The sequence below is a fragment of the Listeria booriae genome (assembly GCF_000766865.1).
GTDB lineage: Bacteria > Bacillota > Bacilli > Lactobacillales > Listeriaceae > Listeria_A > Listeria_A booriae.
On the sequence record NZ_JNFA01000011.1, the window covers coordinates 57,631 to 75,656 of the forward strand.

General features: G+C 41.9%; 19 protein-coding genes. 5 read left to right on the forward strand and 14 right to left on the reverse strand.

The features are described 5' to 3' along the window. Positions 1-20: 20 nt before the first annotated feature. From EP57_RS03530 to EP57_RS03555, 6 genes are all read right to left on the reverse strand, one after another. Positions 21-812, reverse strand: a complete 792-nt coding sequence (locus EP57_RS03530; protein WP_036084298.1) for a sugar phosphate isomerase/epimerase family protein — start codon at positions 810-812, stop codon at positions 21-23. Positions 813-829: 17 nt separating this feature from the next. Then, entirely contained in the window at positions 830-1,882 is a 1,053-nt protein-coding gene (locus EP57_RS03535; protein WP_036084300.1) for a zinc-dependent alcohol dehydrogenase, read from the reverse strand. A 177-nt stretch (positions 1,883-2,059) separates the two neighbouring features. Further along, positions 2,060-2,911 (reverse strand): carbohydrate ABC transporter permease, encoded by an 852-nt coding sequence (locus tag EP57_RS03540; protein ID WP_036084302.1) that lies wholly within the window; start codon positions 2,909-2,911, stop codon positions 2,060-2,062. After that, on the reverse strand, positions 2,898-3,779 hold the full coding sequence (locus EP57_RS03545) for a carbohydrate ABC transporter permease (protein ID WP_036084304.1): 882 nt from the start codon (positions 3,777-3,779) through the stop codon (positions 2,898-2,900). Before EP57_RS03545 ends, EP57_RS03540 begins: the two co-directional genes overlap by 14 nt. A 9-nt stretch (positions 3,780-3,788) precedes the next feature. Beyond that, the gene (locus EP57_RS03550) at positions 3,789-5,087 is read right to left on the reverse strand and encodes an ABC transporter substrate-binding protein (protein ID WP_036084305.1); all 1,299 of its coding nucleotides are present in this window, start codon (positions 5,085-5,087) and stop codon (positions 3,789-3,791) included. Positions 5,088-5,099: 12 nt separating this feature from the next. Beyond that, positions 5,100-6,779 carry an alpha-amylase family glycosyl hydrolase gene (locus tag EP57_RS03555; RefSeq protein WP_036084307.1) on the reverse strand — a complete coding sequence of 560 codons (1,680 nt, stop codon included), beginning with the start codon at positions 6,777-6,779 and terminating at the stop codon, positions 5,100-5,102. Positions 6,780-7,017: 238 nt separating this feature from the next. Here EP57_RS03555 and EP57_RS03560 point away from each other — a divergent pair, with 238 nt between their 5' ends. Next, positions 7,018-8,046 (forward strand): LacI family DNA-binding transcriptional regulator, encoded by a 1,029-nt coding sequence (locus EP57_RS03560; RefSeq protein ID WP_036084309.1) that lies wholly within the window; start codon positions 7,018-7,020, stop codon positions 8,044-8,046. A gap of 39 nt (positions 8,047-8,085) precedes the next feature. On the opposite strand, the gene EP57_RS17335 is transcribed toward EP57_RS03560, so the two are convergent. The 4 genes from EP57_RS17335 to EP57_RS03580 form a co-directional block, all read right to left on the reverse strand. Continuing rightward, entirely contained in the window at positions 8,086-8,430 is a 345-nt protein-coding gene (locus EP57_RS17335; RefSeq protein WP_036084311.1) for a type II toxin-antitoxin system RelE/ParE family toxin, read from the reverse strand. A gap of 2 nt (positions 8,431-8,432) precedes the next feature. Then, on the reverse strand, positions 8,433-8,657 hold the full coding sequence (locus EP57_RS03570) for a hypothetical protein (protein ID WP_036084313.1): 225 nt from the start codon (positions 8,655-8,657) through the stop codon (positions 8,433-8,435). Positions 8,658-8,824: 167 nt separating this feature from the next. Then, positions 8,825-9,346 carry a GNAT family N-acetyltransferase gene (locus EP57_RS03575; RefSeq protein WP_036084316.1) on the reverse strand — a complete coding sequence of 174 codons (522 nt, stop codon included), beginning with the start codon at positions 9,344-9,346 and terminating at the stop codon, positions 8,825-8,827. A gap of 295 nt (positions 9,347-9,641) precedes the next feature. Continuing rightward, complete coding sequence (locus EP57_RS03580) at positions 9,642-10,007, reverse strand: VOC family protein (protein WP_036084318.1); 366 nt, start codon at positions 10,005-10,007, stop codon at positions 9,642-9,644. Between the two features lie 177 nt (positions 10,008-10,184). Here EP57_RS03580 and EP57_RS03585 point away from each other — a divergent pair, with 177 nt between their 5' ends. Further along, a complete protein-coding gene (locus EP57_RS03585; RefSeq protein WP_036084320.1) occupies positions 10,185-10,742 on the forward strand; it encodes a DUF1269 domain-containing protein in 558 nt (185 codons plus the stop codon). A 47-nt stretch (positions 10,743-10,789) separates the two neighbouring features. On the opposite strand, the gene EP57_RS03590 is transcribed toward EP57_RS03585, so the two are convergent. Continuing rightward, a complete protein-coding gene (locus EP57_RS03590; protein WP_036084321.1) occupies positions 10,790-14,173 on the reverse strand; it encodes an ABC transporter permease in 3,384 nt (1,127 codons plus the stop codon). Positions 14,174-14,184: 11 nt separating this feature from the next. Next, positions 14,185-14,886: an ABC transporter ATP-binding protein gene (locus tag EP57_RS03595; protein WP_036084323.1), complete on the reverse strand. Its 702-nt coding sequence runs from the start codon at positions 14,884-14,886 to the stop codon at positions 14,185-14,187. A 226-nt stretch (positions 14,887-15,112) separates the two neighbouring features. On the opposite strand from EP57_RS03595, the gene EP57_RS03600 reads away from it, so the two are divergent. From EP57_RS03600 to EP57_RS03610, 3 genes are read left to right on the forward strand one after another with little or no spacing between them, the layout of a single operon-like run. Continuing rightward, positions 15,113-15,415, forward strand: a complete 303-nt coding sequence (locus tag EP57_RS03600) for a hypothetical protein (protein ID WP_036084324.1) — start codon at positions 15,113-15,115, stop codon at positions 15,413-15,415. A gap of 14 nt (positions 15,416-15,429) precedes the next feature. Continuing rightward, positions 15,430-15,798 carry an ArpU family phage packaging/lysis transcriptional regulator gene (locus EP57_RS03605; protein WP_036084326.1) on the forward strand — a complete coding sequence of 123 codons (369 nt, stop codon included), beginning with the start codon at positions 15,430-15,432 and terminating at the stop codon, positions 15,796-15,798. Positions 15,799-15,842: 44 nt separating this feature from the next. Beyond that, the gene (locus EP57_RS03610) at positions 15,843-16,097 is read left to right on the forward strand and encodes a BhlA/UviB family holin-like peptide (RefSeq protein ID WP_052167529.1); all 255 of its coding nucleotides are present in this window, start codon (positions 15,843-15,845) and stop codon (positions 16,095-16,097) included. A gap of 60 nt (positions 16,098-16,157) precedes the next feature. Here EP57_RS03610 and EP57_RS03615 read toward each other — a convergent pair whose 3' ends face one another. Continuing rightward, complete coding sequence (locus EP57_RS03615; RefSeq protein ID WP_036085026.1) at positions 16,158-17,060, reverse strand: ABC transporter permease; 903 nt, start codon at positions 17,058-17,060, stop codon at positions 16,158-16,160. A gap of 5 nt (positions 17,061-17,065) precedes the next feature. Beyond that, complete coding sequence (locus tag EP57_RS03620) at positions 17,066-18,016, reverse strand: ABC transporter permease (RefSeq protein ID WP_036084328.1); 951 nt, start codon at positions 18,014-18,016, stop codon at positions 17,066-17,068. Positions 18,017-18,026: the final 10 nt, after the last annotated feature.

Sequence of the window (18,026 nt, forward strand, 5' to 3'; positions counted from 1 at the left end):
GAAGGCAGCCGCATCCTTATTTACCTACAATTTTTCAAATGTTCCAGTGCATCTTTGTACGCTTTTTCCGGGTCTTCCGCACGAACACGGCACTCAAACGTCAAGAAACCGTCGTAGCCATCCGCTTTCAACTGATCGAAATGTTTCTTGAAATCAAGCGAACCACTTCCCGGTTGATAACGATGATTATCCGCCACATGCACATGTTCCACCAAATCACGATTCGCATGCAATGCCTCTGAAATCCCGTCTTCCTCAATATTCATATGATAAAAATCTGCAATAATTTTCACATGTTTCAACCCATTGGCTTCGATATAACGACGCGCATCCCCCAGCAAATTAATCATGTGATCCTGATACCGATTCAGCGGCTCCAAGAAAATCGTCGTCCCCGTCTCACCAGCAACCTGATCCAAATAAACAAGCGACTCACTAACAGCCTTAAAATCACCATCTTGAGAACGCGGTGAAACCATTGGAGGCAAGCGATACGTGAACATTCCCCATGCCGCAGGAACCACAATCCCCTTCCCGCCAACAGCTTGCAACGCCTCTAAAATCGCCTGAATCTCCTGCAAACCGTTCAAACGGCGCTCCTCAATAAAGTCACCAATCCAACCATCATAACCGCCACAAGCCGTCGTTACAGGAATTCCCGTCGCAGCAATCGCATCCTTCACTTCCTCCACATTATCCACCAACAGTTTCCCGTCAATTTCAAATCCTTCAAAGCCCATTTCTTTTATATAAACAAATTTCTCCATAATCGTTTCCGGAAAAAATGCCTGATTTTGCGTTCCAATTTTCATGATACATCGCGTCTCCTTTAAAGTTCAATTCCCATCTTAATACTCAAATCCGGTTGCTGATCCACATATTTCATATACGCGTCCGCACTTTCCGACAAATTCACAATCGGGTCGATCAAATCTTCACAATCCAAATACCCATTCATCAAAAGTTCCCAACAAGTCTCCTCAATACGCTTCCGATTCCAACGTGGATAATCCGGATTCGGCTCACTAGAAGCACGCGCAAACACAATTTTAGCATTGTTAAAATGCGCTTCCCGTCCTAAATTAAAACCTTCTGGAAACGGCTTCGCAAAAGCAACGTACGAAATAATACCACCATACGCAATTCCGCGCAACGCAGCCTCCAAAGCTTGCCCATTCCCACTCGTCTCAATAATCGAATCCGCGCCAAGTTTACCCGTCAATTTCTTCACTTCATAACCAACATCCGTTCCAATTGGGCTAAAACAAGCATCCGCACCATGACGAAGCGCGATTTCCCGTCGATGTTCCAGCGGATCAATACCAATCACGATACTCGCCCCAGCCTTTTTCGCTAGTTGAATCGCAATTTGACCAATCGCGCCAAGTCCAACAACGACAACATAGTCACCCGCACGCACATGCGCCTCACGAACACCACTCATCGCGAACTGCGCCGGATCATAACAAACCGCATTTTTCCAGCTCGCACCCTCTGGCATTTTCCGAAGCTTATAGTTACCCACAGCCTTCACAATCACCGTCTCCATAATCGGCCCATACGTACAAACCATATCTCCAATCGCATACTCCGTCACATCCGCGCCGATTTCAACAATCTCACCGACAACCATGTTCCCAAGCTGAAATTCACCAAACACAATCCCACGCGCAGCACCTTCCGCACGCGGCATAAACATATTCCACTCCTCATTAAACTCCTCATCAATAAACGGGCTCACACCACGAAAATCAACAACTTCCGTCCCGTGCTTCGGCGACGCAAACACAACCTTAATCTTCGCCTCATCCCGAGCAACCGCTCTATCCTCATACTCCACTAACCCCGCAACCCGCGGCTCCAAAGCAACCAACTTCTTCATATCCAAATTCTCCTTCTAACTTAATTTAATCAATCCGTGCCTCCAAACCCGCCAGCACGGGCGAGAAGCGTTTAGCTTCTAGGCAAAGGCGAGCACCGACGCGGAGCGTACCCCGGTACGTGAGCATCGGAGCACAGCCTTTAACGACGAAGATAAATGCTTCTCGCCCGTGCTCGCCTAGCCTTTAACGCCGCCGTCTGTAAGATTCCCCTTAATAAACCGTTCCGACAAAGCATACATAATAACAACTGGCAATGCCGTCACAAGAGATGCCGCCATCATACGGCCCCAAATATAATCAGGCGTACTAAACAGCGTATTCAAACCAATCGGTAGCGTAAATAATTCCGAATCCGACAAGAAAATCGAGGCAAACAGATAATCATTCCAAGCCACCATAAAGCAATAGACAAATACCGAAATAATCCCTGAAATCGCTAGCGGCACAATGATTCGCATAATAATTTGCATCCGATTCAAGCCATCCATCATCGCCGCTTCCTCAATATCCACCGGAATCGTATCAAAATAACTAATCAACATGAAAATCGCAGTCGGCAATGTCTGCACAACCATCGTAATAATCAGCGCCGTTCTAGTGTCATAAAGCCCAACACTCGAAATAATTTTAAACAACGGCACAATTAACAAAATCCCAGAGAACATGTATACCGTATAAAAGCTCGCATTAATTGTTGTCCGCGCCCGGAAACGCAATTTTGACAACGCATAAGCACCTAAAATCCCTAAAACAACCGCAATCCCTGACGCCACAAGCGACACAATAAAGCTGTTCTTAAAGTACGTCAAGAATGGGAAAATATCTGGATTGAAAATATCGATATAGTGCTGGAACGTCCAGTCTTTTGGAAAAAACGTTGGTGGCGCCGATATAGCCTCTTTCGGACTCTTAAAAGACGTCATAAACATAATCAAGAATGGAAACAACGTGAAAACGAGAAACAACACCAAACCTACATAAAAAACAATTTTCTTCGTACGCTTTGTTTTTTTACTACTTACTGCCATTTAAATTCACTCGCTTTCTCGTAATCATGATGACCACAAAGATAATCACAAATAGGATTACCGAAATCGCCGAAGCCTTACCTAAATCGTTGAAAGCAAAGGCTGTTTGGTATAAATAAATCCCTAAAATATTCACTTTATTTGTCAGTAAGTACACGTCCGTGAACATGTAGAACATCCAAATCGCACGCAACGTCACAACTGTTGCTAGAACCGGCATAATCGCAGGTAACGTAACAATTTTGAACTTATCCCAAACAGTTGCCCCGTCCATGTCAGCCGCCTCATAAAGCGATTTATCCACCGTTTGCAAGATTGCCAAGAAGGAAATAAACGCATACGGGAAATAGCGCCAAATCGCGAACAACACGACTAAAACAAAGCTCGAAACCGGATTATCAAACCAAAGCGGTGCATCCTTCCATAAATGCAACACATCGCCACCAATAAAATTAATAAATCCGTAACTGTTGTTAAACATGTATTTCCAAGCAAAAATAAGTGAAATCGACGGCGTCACGTAAGACAAAATAATCAATGAACGCGCCGTTTTGCGGAAACGAAACTCCCGGTTGAAGAAAATCGCAACCAAGAGCCCCATCACCGTACTACCAACAACCACTAGAAACGTATAGCCAAAAGTAAGCGCTAGTGATTTATAGAATTCCGGATCTTTTAAAATATCAATATAGTTCTGCAAACCGATAAACGTAGAATCCATATTAGGATTGAGCGGTAACTCTAGAAAACTAATTTGGATATTCGAAATCATCGGATAGGCGACTAATACGAGTAGTAAGAGGATACTAGGCGATAGCAAAGCTAGCGCCATTTTCGCATCCGAACGTTTATATGCTTTTGTTTTCATAGTATCCTCCTAGTTATTGGATTCTGCCGTACTTTGCGCTTTCTCAAGTTCTGAGTCGACATCTTTTCCGCCAACCGTTACATTATTCACCATCTTGCCAACAACGCCAGAGCTTGTGATGTCACCCATTTTCGTGAAGTTCTTACCATCAACAAGTCCGAAAACTTGAATATCATTGAATGATTCCGCGATTTCATTTGATAGATTACCAAATGCTTTTACGACTTCATTATTTTTGTAATTTTCGTTTTCAAGTACGCCTTTGTTAACTGGTTGCGCACCACCTGGAGACATAAGTACCCATTTCGTTTGGTTTTCTGGTTCCGATAAGAATTCAACTAATTTCTTACCAGCTGCTTTTTGTGAATCATCTAGGCCATCTGATAAAGTAAGCGCTGAAATCGTTCCGTATACAGCTTTTTCTTTTTCTTCCGGAATGATAAAACCAACATTGCTTGGATCGCCATCAGTAAATACTGCCGGTAAAATATATGTCGAGTAGATAGCCATTGGAACAGTGCCATTCATGAACGCATCTTTAATTTCCGTTACATCATTAGAACCCGGCATTGTGTATTTAGACAACTCTTGATAAAACGTTAACGCTTGATTCATTTCTTTCGTATCGATTGTTATATTGCCCTTCGCATCCAACACATTGGCTTTGTTTGATAGCGCAAATTGTGAAAATGCTTGCTCAGCCATCGCACCTTCCGCTGTAGGGATAGCAATACCGTATTTTTTATTCGATTTATTTGTGAAATGCTTTGCGATTGTTAAAATATCGTTCCAGTTCTTAGGTTCTTCAAAATTCGCCGCAGCTAGAGCTTTCTTGTCATACCAAATACCTTGCACCCAGCCAGTAAGCGGAACACCGATATAACTTTTACCATCTTCAGAACGCGTCAAATTCAGCGCGCCTTCATAATAACTATCTTCGCCAACTTTTTGAATAACATCTTTTACAGCATCTTCATCAATCAACTTATCTTTAACCATTACTTTCGCAAAATCTTGACTTACTTCCAAAACAGCAGGTAACTTCCCAGAACGCGCTAGTGTCACCACTTTTGTATTGAACGCGTCTTCTTCAACTGGTACTTGTTTTACTTTAATATTTGGATTTTCTTTTTCAAATTTCGCTACTAGTTCTTTAATAACATCTAAACGCTCTTTTTCTACCGAGGAATGCATGAATTCGATCGTCACTTGCTTATCATCCGAGCTTCCCGACGAACCGCCACACGCTGCCAACACAGCACTCAACATTAAAACAACAACAAGTAAAACTAAACCTCTCTTTTTCATCTTAAAATCCTCCTAGTTTTTGTTTTTTAGCCAACGAAACGCATAAGGAGCTAGCGTTATTGGAGCGCTCCCAGAAATATGCTGATTCGTCATCATATCCCACGAATCCTCCACATTACATGAAACAACCTGATCCGACAAATTATGCAAAGCTAATACATAATCCCCAACCTCATCATATCGCTTCACTGCAAAAACTGCTGCACCATAATCCAGAACTTCCATCGCTACATTCGGATGGAATAACTGCTCAGACTTACGCAACTGCACCAATCCTTTAATACCTTCAAAAACGCGGTGCATCAATGTTTTACTATCGCCAATTCCCGCTTCGATATCGGCTAGCGGGTACTTTTTGCGGTTGATAGAACGATTATGACCCGTCTTGGCAACTCCATCTAAATCATTACGCGCCCCTAAAATACTTTGTACATAAATCGCGGGCACACCTGGAATTACTAATAAAATCGAATGCGCTAATAAAAATCGTTGCAATCGCAAGTCATCTGAATCCGACAGTTTATTTAACGCATCCATATACGTCACATTAATTTCATACGGACTCTTCGTCCCATCCGGATTCTGCTTATAAGAAACAAGCGCACCTTCTGCTTCTAGGTCTTTCACCAAAGCCAAAATATCATTTTCCGGTACAATCCCGCGAATCGGATTCAAACCAATCCCATCATGTGACGCAAGGAAGTTAAAGAATGTCGCATCGTCACCAGGCAATTCGAGTCCATTCGCCCAACCAGATAACGCTTCACCATTTCCTGTGTGTATCGCCTGTAAAACAAGTGGTGGCAACGGGAACTGGTACACCATGTGCGCCTCATCTTTCCCATCTCCAAAGTACGTAATGTTGTCCTTATGCGGCACATTCGTCTCAGTAATCATCACCGTTCCTGGCGCAATCTCATCTAAAACATCACGGAACAGTTTCACAATTTCATGCGTCTTCTCCAAATGAATACAAGACGTACCCGGCTCTTTCCACATGAATCCAACCGCATCAAGTCTCACATATTCCGCACCCTCTTCTAAATAAAAAGCGAGTACATCAATCATTCGAAGTAACACTTGCGGATTACTAAAGTTCAAATCAATCTGATCCTCACTGAATGTCGTCCAAATATGCTTCTTCTGCCCATCAGCAAGTGCGAACTCCGTTAAAACTGGTGTAGCACGAGGCCTTGTAACCGCAGATAAATCAGTATTTGGTGACATTTCTACAAAGAAATTATCGTACTCTGGATTCCCCTTCAAGTATTCCTCGAACCAATCACTTTTCGCAGAAATATGATTACAAACGTAGTCGAACATCAGTCTCGTTGATTTTGTTAAATTGTTCACATCATTCCAATCACCAAGTTTTGGATTCACCATTTTATAATCAATCACTGAAAAGCCATCATCTGACGAGTATGGATAAAACGGTAGAATATGAACAAGTTCAAACATGTCATGCAAATACTTATCATACATTTCCTTAAACGTAACTAACGTAGGTTCCTGCCCTTCAAAAAATTGATCACCATATGTAATCAAGACAACATCTTTATTGTCCCAGCCTTGCTTGCGGGCTTTTACCTTCCTTTTCGCTTGCTCTATCCTATGTTGAATCTCACTAGCAATAGATACAACGCTTTCACTTTCATATATAGTCTCTAAACGCTTCGTAATAATGTCCATTTTGACCTCCTTTTACTGGTACCGCTCCCACAAAATTGAGTATATTACAGAAAGCGCTTTCTGTCAATAGTGTTTTTCAAACTAATTTCTGAAATTAGCTATCTTTCTATTCATACCAACAATTTATCCATCGCTCGTTTTCTATTGGACAACTTTACCACAATTGAGTAGAATAGAACATAGAATAGAAAAAAGATGGGAACGGTCTCATCACGATATAACGAGGAGGACAAAACTAATGGGAGCCACCATTTATGATATCGCTCGTCTCGCTGGAGTCTCGAAATCCACCGTTTCACGCGTATTAAATAACCAAGCAAATATTTCACCCGATTCAAAAAAACGCGTTCTCGCCGCAATCGAAGAATTAGAATACCGACCAAGCAAACTCGCACGTGCGCTTACTAGTTCCGGCTTCGATGCAATCATGGTCATTTCAAACCGACCAACAAAGACAACGGCTGGAAACCCTTTCTTCTCAGAAATTATCCACTCGATTTCAGCCATCGCAGAAGATCAGAATTTCGATTTAATCTTACAAACATCCCGTAACACAGCCGACGAACTCGAGAAATGCATTACAAAAATCAAAGAAAAAATGATTAAAGGTATCATCATGCTGAGCTCTCCTGCAGACGAATCCTTTTTCGAAAAGCTTGATCCTTTCAACATACCAATTGTCGTTACAGGAAAAATAGATGGCGATTATACCAATGTTTATTCCGTGGACACAGATAATTTCAAGGACTCCTACGAATTAACAAAATTACTTATTCAACAAGGTCACCAACACATCGCTTGTCTGCACGCACCGCTGAATTACCATGTCTCGATTGATCGACTTGCTGGGTACCGCAGTTCCTTGTTTGAACATCATTTAGACATCCGTGGAGATTGGATTATAGATAGTGGTTATTCGGCAGAGGACGCCTACAATGCGACACACCGCTTACTGACACTTCCTGAACGGCCTACTGCGATTTTTGCAACGGACGATTTAAAGGTACTTAGCATTTACAAAGTAGCTGCTGATTTAGGACTACGTATTCCGCATGATTTATCTGTTGTTGGCTATAATGACCGCGTCGTATCAACATTCCTGACGCCTCCATTAACCGCGATTGACATTCCAACGAAACGATTAGGTAAAACCGCCACAGAACTACTGTTCCAATTGATTGGGCAACAACATGATATTGCAAAACATACCATCATTGAAACAAAACTAATTAGTGGCAACTCGATTCGCCAATTAGCCACCAAATAAAAAATTAGGGAGCCACTGTCATTCATGCTCCCCCGGTACTTATATATCATACATCTGCGTTTCATCCTTAATAAAAATAGTATGATCCGCCATTCCTGCTAAGATTCGGTGTATTTCAACTACAGCTTTATCCTCTAAATAAACGTAGAAGATACTATACCTGCCCACATTAATTCTTCGATATTCTCTTGACAGGCATCTACCATTGTCATACACACTCCCCATTCTAGGAAATGCAGTCAAATTGCCTAATAACGCCTCTATCGCCTTGCTAAAATTCTGCTCGGCTTGAAATTGGTATACATCTTCCGTCAAGTACAGTGAGATACGATCGTAATCCAAACTTGCATGTCTGGAAAACTTAATTGTAATACCCCGCTCCATACTTATTCCTGTTCAAATGCAGTCTGCGCTTTAGCTTGAGCTACTAGTGCGGCTGCCTTTCTTTTCACTTCTTCCCATGACAAACCCTTCCCCATTGCGAAATCCTGCTCTGATTCGCGCAATTTCTCTGTGATCATCTCATCGTTCAAGGCTACCCAGCTGTGTTCGTAAGCAAATTTAGTTGCAGTTTCATTTACAAGTTCGTTATTCTCCATATTTGATGTCATTTCTGTGCACCTCCATTTTTTATATCTTCATTTTAACACACAATAAGAAATTTGTAAACGTATTATAACATTATGTGTCAAAACCGTCTTTTATTGAAGGTTTATTTATTTTTAACCCCTTAATTATAAAAAGACACCGCCAAATATCATGGCTAAGTGTCTTTTTCTTAGGCTATTTCTTGAACCATCACGTGCACGGTATGTTCTTTTTCTCCGTATGTGTGTTGTTGACCCTCTATTTTTTTGAATCCTAAGTGGCTCCAGAATCCTACTGCTTCTTTGTTTTCTTCTAGAACGCCGATACGCAATGAATCTGCTCCTCCGTCTAGCGCCCAATCTTTAATTACTTGGTATAAGACTTTGCCGAATCCGCTTCCTCTTTCTTCCGGAATTAGCATGAGTAGCCCGATAATCCATTGTCCTTTTTTCGGGAAATCTGCGACGACATCAATGAGACCGATTGGCTTATCTGCCTCATCTAATACGGCCATGACGAACTTGTCACGCTTTGTTTTGCCTTTTGGTAAGTCGGTAATGATTCCTTGCGCATTCTTAGAAGTTGCTGGCGCGCCTTGCTCCATTAGGAAATAATCGTCACAATTAGCGCATACTGCTTCTGCTAACGCCACATCTTTTTCTGTCAAAAATTTCACATGATAATTTCGCTTGTTATTCAAATAGCTCACCATTTTCCACTTTATTTCTTGATACTATCATACTATGTAAATCGCGTGCAATCAACCTAAAAAGAGTCTGGAACATAACCCAAATAAATCGGCGACAAGCGCTCGCATTCAGGGAGTTTGGCGGACTTCCGGTTCTCACATACACCAGTATGCTCCGCTTCCGGCTTCCACCAAACTCCCTGAATACAAACGCTTTCGCTCGATTTGTGTAAAGCAAAATTTTTCGTCTTACCCAAAGTAAATGGCTCGGCGGTTTTGCTTTATCTTGAGTTTTGTCCCAACCTCCCTCTTTTACTAATTAATATTCGATGTCAAGAATCAGTATGCTATTTCCTTCTGGATCAGCACAACGCAACTCTTTTCCGCCCCAATCTGCCATGAACGGCGGCTGGATAGCTACACCATTAAACTTTAATTGCTCATATGTTTTGTCCAAATCGTCTGCCCTAAAAACAAATTCTGTAGGGCCTTGTGTGGATACATCATTGTTCTCTTTATTCCAAACAATAATTCCAGGATCATTTCTTGAAAAAGCTAATTTGGCACCGTTATATCCACCGTGTCCTTCAAATACAAGCGGCACACCTAGCTGCTCGCTATAAAAACGCACGAACTGTTCTGGATTACTTACAGCAATATTAATACCTTCCCAACCTTTTAACATCCTATCTCCTCCAAAATCACGTGATACTTCTTCATTCCCTCTTCATTTTAACACGAAACGCACGATTAATTCCTCAAAATAGCGGTTAATGTTTTATTTTGTAGGATATTATAGGTATACTAGAACCAAGGCATTTATTGCTGATAATCCATAGAAAAATTTAGGAGGCTATTCGACATGAGCAAACAGACAAATAAGACAGTACTTATCATGAATTTCGAAACAGAAAGTAAGTCCTATCAAGCATTTTCAGAGATTAAAACACTTCACGCAGAGAGAAAAATTCACGGGGAACAGATGGCCGTTGTTGTCCACGATCCCAACAATAAGATAAACGCAAAAGACTTCCTTGATTTCACAGGTGGCGACAAGAATATGAAAGGCAGCCTAATTGGTATGCTAGTCGGTATTCTAGGCGGTCCACTAGGCGTGTTACTTGGCTGGATGACCGGTGCAATTATCGGTTCAACACAAGATGCGAAAGAAATTCGCGATGCTATGAACGTGTTTGAGAAAACGCTCGACACAATTCCAGAAAACCAAACAGGCGTTATTTTAATTGCCGAAGAAGAAAACAATGAATTCATCAATGACTTGGTGAACGAAAAACTTGGCGGTCGCGTTGTTCGTATGGATGAAGGTCTAGTGGCTCACGAAATCAACGAAGCTAAACAAGCAGAACAAGAAGCACAAAAAAGCGCTAAAAAACGCTGGTTTAACAAAAAAGAAGACTAAGAATCGCATAGAAAGACCCGGCTTTGAGACTCGAAGCCGGGCTTTTTTTATTCTACTGATTTTAATGCTTCAATCATGTCGACACGTTTTAGTTTTATATGCATTACAATCATGACGAGCGTTGAAAATAGTAGTGTTAGCAATGCCGCATAAACAAAGCTCATCATATGAATCGTTGGACTGAACATCAACATATCTACCTCGGCCGTCGATGTTACAAATCCGTGCAAGAATATCCCCAGAACAAAGCCTACAAGTATACCCATTACACTCAAAATAATGTTTTCCCGGTAAACATACATCGTTACTTCTTTTGGATAAAACCCGAGTACTTTAATGGTTGATAATTCGCGAATCCGCTCGGAAACATTGATATTCGTCAAATTGTATAAAACAATGAAGGCTAGAGCTGCCGCTGAAATAATGAGAACGATGATGACAACATCTAAGCTGTCCATCGTGCTTCCAAACGCATTGCTTGCCGTGTCAGTAAATGTGACGGCGAGCACCGCGGGATTTTTCAGCAATTTTTCTGCAAAACTGTCTTCCCATTTTGTATCTGTTTTTTTGAGTTGAAGAAGTTGGGTGTTGTACTCTGGTCCGTTATTAAAAACTTGTTTGTAATAGTCTGGCGTCACGTAAATGTAGTGCATCGCGTAGGTCTCTGTGATGCCTGTGACTTTGATTTTATAACTATTGTTATCACCGTCGCGAATCGTCAAGGAGTCGCCTGCTTTTACGTTGTATAATTTGGCAAGCTTCTCGGAGATGACTGCGCCTTGATTCGTAAGCGGTACTGGATCGTGGCTTTTGCGATCACGTAACACAATGTAGTCACTAAAATTATCTGTCGACTTCGGTGTAATTAGCGTTGCACCTTGATTCGCCACACCTTTTTCGACCACCGTCATATTTTTTTGCGAGACATCGGCTGCACTTTTCACATTGGATGTATTTTCGATTGTGTCGTTGTAGTCTTGAAGCGGCGTCTTGGTTGCATTGTTATCGAGAACGACCACCGCGTCATATTTCATAATCTGGCCATATTGCAATGGCGCGATATCGCCAATCGAATCTTTCAGCCCATACCCCGTCACCAGAAGCGCCGTACATCCCGCAACACCAAGGATTGTCATCAGCATCCGCTGCTTATAACGGAAAATATTGCGCGCCGTCACCTTACTCGTAAAATTCATCCGATTCCAAATGAAGCCAACTCGTTCTAGCAAAATACGTTTCCCGTTCTTCGGTGCCTTCGGTCGCATCAAGGACGCCGCATTTTCACGCAACTCCGCCCGACAAGAAACGAACGCCGTCAACGTCGTACAGAATAACGCCACAGCCAGCGAAATCAGGCTATAACTCCAATAAAACGAAATATCTAATGCTGGCAAATTATACAACGACCCGTATGCCACAAAAATGATTTGCGGAAACACTCGGAATCCAATCGCAAGACCAATCGCTGTCCCTGCAACACTTGCAAGCGAACCATACACAAGAAACTTCGTAATGATATCCGCGTTGCTATAACCAAGCGCCTTCAACGTCCCCGTCTGCGTCCGCTGCTCCTCAATCATCCGCGTCATCGTCGTTAAACAAACAAGCGCGGCTATCAAGAAGAAAAACACTGGAAATGCCGTCGATAACGAAGCAATTCGATCTGCATTATCTTTATATTCCGTATAGCCCGGATTATCCGTTCGGTCACTAATAAAATATTTCGGCAACGCCAAGTCATCTAGTTTCTCTTGCGCGATTTGCAAGTCCTTTTTAGCATCTGCGATTTTAGTTAGCGCTTTTGCTTTTTCTTGATTAAATGTAGCCAAATTGCTGGCATAGCTTGCTTCGCCTGCATCTAATTTCGCTTTCGCATCTGCTAATTTTGCATAACCTGTTGTTTTCGCGTCTGCTAATTTTTGCTTAGCTGCATCAAGTTGCGCGCGTCCATCGGCGTATTCTTTCTTGCCTTGCGCAAGCTTCTCTTTCCCTTGTTCCAACTCGTATTTTTTCTCAGCAAGCTGGCTCTGCTTATCCGCGAGTAATTGGCGGTTGCGGTTGATTTCTTGTTGCGCCTCTGACACCATCTTATTCGCTTCACTTAGCTGTTTACTAGCCTCCGCTTTCAAACGATTTAATTGCGCTTCCGAAAGCGTTCCGTCAAAATAATCTCGAATATACGCTCCTAATTCAGGGTCCAGCATATCGGCATTATCTAGGATTTCTTGCTTCGTTTCTTCGTCAATATCTGCAATTGGAATATCTCCTAGCGTATAATTACGCACAGAGTCGTATACACGTTGCACCATCGCTAATTGCGCCTTATTTTCGTCCAACATCATCTGACCGTCTTCAAGCTCCGTTTGCGCTGTTTCTAGCTGCCCTTGTGCATCTTCTATTTGCGCCTGACCATCAGTAATTTTACGTTCCGCTACTTCTAAATCTTGTTTTGCTTTGGCAAGTTTGGCTTCGTTTTTCGTGATTTCTGCCTGACCTTCTGCTAACTTGCTTTCTAATTCACGTTTTCCTTGATAATACGCTGACCAACCTCGGTCAATCTCGGCACGCGCGGCATTTAATTTCTGCTCATTAGCATCAAGTTCAGCCTGACCATCAGCAATTTCCTGACGGCCTTCTTTGATTTTCGCCTCGCCATCCGAACGAATAGCTTCCAGCCTCGCTTCTGGCTGGCCTTTAAGCGCTTTTTTCACCAATGCGGTGTTCCGTTCTAACGCAGAATCGTACCCGTCGCTGTAGGCTTCTTCGTTCGCTGTGTTTTTGAAAGTCATGAAAGCCGTCGAATAATACTTCGCATCAAAATCCGCCTCAGGAACCACTGCAAAAATATCAGCTCGACCGTTACCAATCGTGGATGCTCCGCGCGTTCCTTTCTCGATGTACTGAGCCGTCGAGACAAAACCAACTACGGTAAAAGTCGTCGTGTGAAACTTGCCTTTCAGCGCGCTGCCATCACTGTTTACAAACGTTACCTTGTCTCCTATTTTGTATTTTGAGGAAGATTTATTCACCGAATCGAGCGCAATTTCGCCGTTCTTATTCGGTAAACGTCCCTTTTCGACAGTATATTTATTAATAACATCGGTTTTTGGTAACGAGAAAACTTTCGTAATCAAGAGCGAATCTTTCAGCATCACATCAGATGTGTAGCTAGGTTGTACGTTTTTCACGCCAGAAATAGCGTTTAAAATCGCAATATCATCTTTATTCAAGCCGTATGTTGACTGGACTTGTAAATCCATTAAATTTTGCGCTTTGTAGTATTTGTCGGTCGTATTAATCATGTCGGGTCCGGTTGCTTTTAATCCTACGAAGAAGGCGACGCCAAGTGCGATAAGTAGAAAAATCGAAATGAAGCGTCCTTTAGATTTTGCGATTTCACGCCATATATCTTTCCATAATGCTTTTTTCATATGATGTCTCCTTACCACTCAAGGCTTTCGATCGACACAGGATCGGCTTGGATTTTGACATCACGAACTTTTGCGTTGTTGATTTCGATTATTCTATCAGCAATTGGTGTAATCGCTGTATTATGCGTGATAACAATAACTGTTGTCCCAGTATTTCGACACGTATCTTGCAACAATTTCAACACCGATTTCCCCGTATTGTAATCAAGGGCACCAGTCGGCTCGTCACAAAGCAATAATTTCGGCTGCTTCGCCAAGGCCCTCGCAATCGCCACACGTTGCTGCTCCCCGCCTGATAATTGCGCTGGGAAATTGTCCATCCGCTCTTCTAACCCAACTTGTTTCAAAACCTCGCCCGCATCAAGCGCTTTCGGCGAAATTTGGGTAGCTAATTCCACATTTTCTTTCGCCGTTAAACTCGGCACTAAATTATAAAATTGAAACACGAAACCCACGTCTTGGCGCCGATATCCGGTCAATTGTTTAGCATTATAAGCACCGATATCCACACCATCAATATAAATATGGCCTTCGTCGCTCATATCCATACCACCTAAAATATTCAAAACCGTTGACTTCCCGGCTCCTGAAGGCCCTACAATAATGACAAATTCCCCTTGCTCAATTTGAAAAGTTACGCCATCATTTGCCGTTACAACTTTCTCACCCAAATGATACCTTTTATAAACCTCTTTCATTTCCACAAAAGCCATGCTAGTATCCCCATTCATTTGTTAGTTTTCACACATTCGCAGTTTTATTATAGCACAAAAAAATTTAAAAAACTCCCAAATTATAAAAAAAGAGAGTGCCTCATCCAAGTCCTATAGCCAACCAAAAACCGCAAAGAGAACAAATGTTCGTTTTTCTCTTGACTTCGATTTCAGAGGGGTTTATAGTAAAGTTACTCCTAAAAAAACAGGACAAGGAGAGAAGCACATGAACAAGAAAAGACAAAGAGAAATCAATGTTCTATTCTCGCGGCTGGTTGATTTTCATAACGAACAAGCGATTACGTTCCATCAATGTAACCGCAAATGCTTCATCTGTCGTAAAATCAAGAATCTGAGAAAAGAACAAGCGAAATTAGAAGACAACGATGAGCTAGCAAGTGAAGTACGGACTCAAGTTGCGCTGATTAGCTATTTTTCTACGTACTCCAAACAACAACTCGCATCATGGGATGAACAAGAAAGGCAACAATTATATGACAGCATTTTAACACAAATAAAACAGTCTTAGGGGGAGCATAATGAATGAACAAGTGCAAAGAAGCCGAGCGTTTATTATTCAAGTACAACACCTTACTGCTGAGCCTACCAAAAAGAAGTATGCCAAGACGCACCGAGGACAATCAACTCAAGCTAACCAAAAGAATCGCCGAATCCACGATGTATACCGAAATTAGACAAATAACAGATGCGATTAATAAATTAAACGGGGACCAACGGGAGGTCCTTTTAGCCAAATACGTATCACAGAAGAAACGAACGAACATCGAGGTATACATGAGTATCGGATGGAGTGAATCACATTATTATCGACTGAAGAAAGCTGCACTGGAAGGCTTTTTAACGGCCTATTATGCGGAGCAGACACAAGCAAAGCCGGTCATGACACATTAAGATATAGGCGCAAGTATCATACTTAACGGGGAGGTATGATGAAGATGGAGAAGAAAAACTATTTTAGTTTGGAAGTGATTATTACGGGACTGGAGAACTTAGTGGCTAACGCGACCGAAATAACATTCGGCATCCTTTTTGTAGCATTGCTTGTATGGATGATGCGCAAGAACGATGAACGAGAAGAGCGTTACCAAAAAACGATTGATAATTTAAGTGAGTTGGCAAGCGAGATTAAAATCATCGAACAAGCCGTAAACGAAATGCGTGCAGATGTTATTGAATTGAAAGTAAAATAATATATAAAACACCCTTTAAAACGCCACGCTAGGCATTTTAAAGGGTGTACATAGACTTGATTATTTGTGAATATCACGCGGTTCTAATCCTTTTCGGAACACATCGCCAAGGACGTTGAACGAAAGAATTGTGAGCAAGATCAAGGCCCCTGGGAACAAGGCCAGATAAGTTGCATCGCCGATATAGCCCTGCGCATTATTCAGCATACTTCCCCATGAAGAATTCGGTTGTTGCACGCCAAGCCCCAAGAAGCTTAGAGCCGATTCCGTCAGAATGGCTGCTGCAATATTTAGCGATGCCGCAACCACAATGGAAGGCATTGCATTTGGGATAATATGTCGCGTAATAATATGCCAAACGCCCGCACCACTCGATTTAGAGTACAGGATAAATTCCCGTTCTTTCAGTGACAGCGTCTCCGCACGAACAATTCTGGCGACATCCATCCAAGATAACAAACCAATAATCAAAATAATATTACCGATACCCGGTTTCAAATACGCATTCAAAATCATCAATAAGAAAAACGATGGAATAGACATAAATATATCTAAGAAGCGCATTAATAAACTATCTACGAATCCACCGAAATAACCACTGACTGTCCCTGCTACCGTCCCAACAACTAATGCAATAAGCATCGCGAAGAATCCAACAGTAAGCGAGACACGGCCGCCATAAAGCACACGCGTAAGGTAATCTCGTCCATGGTCATCTGTACCAAACCAGTGAGAAGAACTTGGAGGTAATAGCTTATCTTGAATCGACAACGCATTCGGATCGTATGGAGATAAGAATGCAAAGCCACACGCCAGAGCTAGAATAAGTAGAACCGCTATAGCAAAGATGCCTCGCTTTTGACTTAATAAGAAATGCCAGAAGGTTCTTTCCCTAGGTAATTGGGCTTTTTCAGGAGGTTGGACATTTTTAGGCTTGGTGAATTTAGAAATATCTGCTTTCATCATGATTAGCTAACCTCCCTTATACGTGGGTCAATAATGGTATACGCGATATCCGCTAGTAAATTCCCAATAATAAGAAGTAATGCCGAGAACATCGTAATCGCCATAATCATCGGATAATCCAATTGGAAAATCGCATTGATTCCAAGCGAACCCATGCCTGGCCAAGAGAATACACTCTCCGTAATGAATGCGCCAGTAATGATTTGTGGTAAATACATACCTAGTAATGTAATAACTGGGAGTAATGAATTTTTCAAGACATGGTGTCGCATAATTTGAGCTTTAGATAACCCTTTAGCATAGCCGAATAACACATATTCTTCTTTTAACTGGTTAATCGTATTGGAGCGAACATAACGATAATACGAAGCGCATCCTTGGAAAGTTAGTGCCGTGACAGGCAGAATCGCATGTTTCACGACATCCCAGAATGACTCCACGCCAATCGTTCGCATCCCAAGACTAGGAAGCCAACCTAATTGAACAGAGAATACATCAATTAAAATCATCGCAAACCAGAAAATCGGAATAGAAATACCAATATAAGAAACAGCATTAAGTACACGATCTAATCTCGTATTTTCATATGCAGCCGCCACAAGACCTAATGGAATAGACAATAATAATGTGAAAAATAAAGCTGTTCCCATCAAACCAATCGTAGCCGGTAAACGTTCAATAATTTGACCTAAAACAGGCTGATTATTAATCAAGGAATAACCAAAGTTCCCCTGCAATACATTGGCAAGCCATTTGAAATATTGCACATAAATCGGTTGATCTAGTCCAAGACTTTGTCTTATTCGTTCCACATCGTCAGGATTCATATTGGGCGTGACAAAAGAAGTAATCGGGTCCCCTGGAGCTAATTGCACCAAAGCAAACGAGACTAGTGAAATAATAAAAAGCATTGGTATCGTTTGTAGTAAACGTTTAAAGATTGTTTGTATCATGAAGCAAAGC